This is a genomic window from Thiothrix sp. UBA5583, from assembly GCA_002425225.1.
Lineage (GTDB): Bacteria > Pseudomonadota > Gammaproteobacteria > Thiotrichales > Thiotrichaceae > Thiothrix > Thiothrix moscowensis.
On sequence record DILV01000040.1, the window covers coordinates 33,950 to 37,880 of the forward strand.

The 3,931-nt window shown below is 55.2% G+C and carries 4 protein-coding genes; all 4 read left to right on the forward strand.

What is annotated here, in order from left to right:
* Nucleotides 1–168: 168 nt before the first annotated feature.
* Nucleotides 169–1,737: a nitrogen fixation negative regulator NifL gene (gene nifL / locus B2U47_RS17000; protein WP_296676782.1), complete on the forward strand. Its 1,569-nt coding sequence runs from the start codon at nucleotides 169–171 to the stop codon at nucleotides 1,735–1,737.
* Complete coding sequence (gene nifA, locus B2U47_RS17005) at nucleotides 1,734–3,293, forward strand: nif-specific transcriptional activator NifA (RefSeq protein ID WP_296676780.1); 1,560 nt, start codon at nucleotides 1,734–1,736, stop codon at nucleotides 3,291–3,293. The genes nifL and nifA overlap by 4 nt, the downstream gene beginning before the upstream one ends.
* 72 nt (nucleotides 3,294–3,365) lie before the next feature.
* Nucleotides 3,366–3,623: a ribbon-helix-helix protein, CopG family gene (locus B2U47_RS17010; RefSeq protein WP_296676777.1), complete on the forward strand. Its 258-nt coding sequence runs from the start codon at nucleotides 3,366–3,368 to the stop codon at nucleotides 3,621–3,623.
* Nucleotides 3,598–3,931, forward strand: a 334-nt coding sequence (locus B2U47_RS17015) for a type II toxin-antitoxin system VapC family toxin (protein WP_296676773.1), incomplete at its 3' end; no start/stop codon positions are given. The genes B2U47_RS17010 and B2U47_RS17015, both read left to right, overlap by 26 nt.

The following is a 3,931-nucleotide window of genomic DNA, read 5'->3' on the forward strand; positions in this document are numbered from 1 at the left end:
GGGTCGTCCCTCAAGGGGAGAGGGGGAACAAGAAAAAGAGCGTCTTAGCCCCTCTCCCCTTGAGGGACGACGCTGAAAGCGGCTGGGTGCGGGGTTGGGGGTGAGGGGTTTCTCCCCGCTGGCACGCCTATTGCAGCGCAATAAAGCAAAGCAATCGTGGAAACCGTTATGCACAAGCCAAGCACCTCATTCGCCGCCCACTATGCCGACCTTGCCAGACTTGCCGGATTCGAGCATGTGACCCCCGGCTTATCGCTGCAAGCCATCCTTGAAACCGTGGAGCAAGCCCCCGTTGCCATTTCCATTACCGATACCCGCGCCAATATCCTCTATGTCAACAGTGCGTTTGAGGAATTAACCGGCTATTCGCGCGATGAGATTTGCGGGCAAAACGAATCGGTGCTGTCCTGTAAAACCACCCCGCTGGAGATTTACCGCAATTTGTGGCGCACCATCCAAAGCGGCAAGGATTGGCGCGGCACGCTGGTGAACCGCAACAAGGCTGGCGAACGCTACCTCGCCGAAGTGAGTGTCGCACCGGTTTTGGATAGCAAGGGGGCTATCACCAATTTCCTCGGAATGCACCGCGACATTTCGGTGATCCACCACCTGGAACAGCAACTCAAGCACCAGAAAATTCTCTCCGACACCATTTTTGACCTTGCCCCCGCCATCGTGGTTTTGCTCGACAACCAGCGCAATATCCTGATGGATAACAAAGCCTACAAACGCCTGAAAGCCGAATTCGGTACAATCGAACCCGTCCACCTGTTCCTCAACGCGCTCAAGGATCGGCTGCCAACGCTGGACGGGGAAACCTTCGACAATTTCCGGGACGTGCAAGTCCGTTTCGACGCACCCAGCGGCACTGAATGCTGGTTTACGCTTTCCGGCATCCATGTCGCCGAACTCGACCATGCTGCGCAAAACTTTTTTGCTCCGGCGAACCCGAACGGGCATTACCTGTTATTGGTTGCCACCGATATAACCACCCGCAAAGCCGAACTGGAACGCGCCCGCATCCAGCACCTCAAAGTGCAAATGGCGGAACAGGAACTCACCAGCAGCATCCGCGAAACCTTGGCAGGCGCGATTTTCCAACTGGAAACCCCGCTCAACGTTATCCAGGCCGCGCTGGTGATGCCGCCCTCTTCCACCGAAGCCTTGTACCCGGTGCTGCAACAAGTGCTGGAGTCGTCTTACCGCGCCATCAATGCCATGCGCATGGCCTTGCCCAGAGCCGAACACGGCACGTATTCCCTGGTCAACATCAATCAGGTGCTGAAAGACTTGCTGATTATGGCAACCGACCGGATGCTGGCTGAAGGTGTGGTGGTCGATTGGCAACCCGAACCCGTATTGCCTGCCATCATGGGCAACGAAGCGGCATTGCGCCGACTGTTTAACTACCTGTTGGACAATGCCCTGCTGGCACTGCACGAAGCGGGGCGTGTCTACCGCGAATTGCGCATTCAAACCCGCTTGCACGGCGACCGTATCGACGTGGAAATCACCGATAATGGCAACGGCATTCCCCCCAAGCAACGCCTGAAAGTGTTTGAACCCTTCCAAAGTGGCTGGAAACGCGGCAACGGCAATATCGGCATGGGCTTGTGCATGGCGCAAGAAATCGTCAACAACCACGAAGGCACAATCAGCATTGACCCTGATTACCCCGACGGTTGCCGTATCCGCGTCAATCTCCCCCTAAAAGCCAGCAACGGGGGGATGGAATGAGCCACGACAATGCACAATTGCAACAAAACCTCAACTTGCTGGAAGACGAGTTATCCTGCATCTACGCCGTCAGCAAGGTATTGAACCGTTCCCTCAACCTCAAAGAAACCTTGCGCGAAGTGCTGCGCGTGTTGCATGAAGAAGGTCAGCTCGAACACGGCATGGTCAGTTTATTGGATGATGACAGCGGCGATCTGTTGCTGTTTGAACTGCACCGTGAAGACCATCTGACGGTCGGCAATGTGCGTTACCGGGCTGGTGAAGGCATCATGGGGCTAGCCATTGAAATGGACAAGCCGCTGATTATCCGCAAACTGGCGGATGAACCGCGTTTTCTCGACAAACTGGGTGTCTACAACCCAGATCTACCGTTGCTGGCAGTCCCCATTCGGGCGCGTGGCGATGAAATCGTGGGTGTGTTGGCAGCACAACCGCCCGCCGAATTGCACTTGCTGGGCGAACGCCGCCGTTTCCTCGAAATGGTCGGCAACCTGATTGGGCAAAACGTGGCGCTTGCCACCCAGGTTGCCAACGACAGGCAGGAATTGCAAAAGGAACGCGACTCGCTGCGCCGCAAGGTCAAGGGCGAATCCGGCTTCGCCAACCTGATTGGGCATACCCGCGTCATGCAGGTGGTGTTCGACCAAGCGCGGCAGGTGGCAAAATGGAATACCACCGTGCTGATTCGTGGGGAGTCCGGCACCGGTAAAGAGCTAATTGCCAACGCTATCCACTACCACTCACCGCGTGCCAATAACACTTTCATCAAGCTCAATTGTGCGGCGTTGCCGGATACCTTGCTGGAATCCGAGCTGTTTGGGCATGAAAAAGGTGCGTTTACTGGGGCAATCAGCCAGCGTAAAGGACGTTTCGAGCAAGCGGACGGTGGCACACTGTTTCTGGATGAAATCGGGGAAATTACCCCCGCCTTCCAAGCCAAGTTGCTGCGAATCCTGCAAGAGGGCGAATTTGAGCGTGTCGGCGGCAGCAAAACCCTGCAAGTGGATGTGCGTGTGATTGCTGCCACCAACCGTAATCTGGAACAGGAAGTGCGTGAAGGCAACTTCCGCGAAGACTTGTATTACCGCCTCAATGTCATGCCCATTATCATGCCACCGCTACGCGAACGGTTGGAAGATGTGCCGGATTTGGCAAAATTTCTGGTCACTAAAATTGGGCAAAAACAGGGGCGCAAGCTGGACATCAACGACAGTGCAGTACGGGTGCTGATGCACCACCATTGGCCGGGTAACGTGCGCGAACTGGAAAACTGCATGGAACGCGCCGCCATTCTCAGCCCTGACGGGCATATCGACGCACAGGTGATTCGTTTGAGCGGGATGGAAGCACGCACCACGCTATTGCCGCCGCTTGAAACCCATAACAAAGCACGGGTTGACTTCAGTGACCCCGATCTCGATGAACGGGAGCGGGTGATTGCCGCGCTGGAAGAAGCGGGATGGGTGCAAGCCAAAGCCGCCCGCTTGCTGAACATGACACCCCGCCAAATTGCTTACCGGATTCAGATACTGAACATTCAGGTGCGGCAGATTTGAAACCAGTGCGCTGGTTTTCCTCATGGTGTTTTACTGCTACACTTTTCTCATCGTGTATTACGGTATGACACCATGACAATTTCTGTACGGCTTCCACCAGAAGAGCAGCATATGCTGGAAATGGCAGCGCGGCGCGTAGGGCGCAGCAAAAGTGATCTGATGCGGCAGGCGGTGCGTGAACTGTGCCAGCGATTGGCAACAGACAACCGCACACCCTACAGTTTGGGGCAAGATTTGTTTGGTGCGGGCAGTCTTGCATCTGCCCCGACTGATCCGCTGAAACGCCAAATCTGGGAGAAATTGCGTGCCAAACACCAGCGCGTGGGTTGATACCGGCTTTCTGGTCGCACTATTTGCCAAAGACGACAAACATCACACTTCAGCCCAAGCATTCTTGAGCAGCTTAGGAAAAATCGAATTGCATTCCATCTGGCCTGTAGTGGTGGAAGCCTGCTTTTTCCTCGATACATCCGGCAAACTTGCTCTGCTCCAGTGGATAGAACGCGGGGCATTGACGCTACACAACATCAGCACACAGGATTTGCCTATCGTCCGCAACACACTGGAAAAGTACCAAAACCTTGAACCAGATTTCACCGATGCCGCACTGGTAACATTGGGTGTGACCGGAAGTGATG

Coding starts and splice junctions, on each gene's coding strand:
- nifA (WP_296676780.1), top strand. CDS start 1,734: ATGAGCCACGACAATGCACAATTGCAACAAAACCTCAACTTGCTGGAA.
- B2U47_RS17010 (WP_296676777.1), top strand. CDS start 3,366: ATGACAATTTCTGTACGGCTTCCACCAGAAGAGCAGCATATGCTGGAA.
- nifL (WP_296676782.1), top strand. CDS start 169: ATGCACAAGCCAAGCACCTCATTCGCCGCCCACTATGCCGACCTTGCC.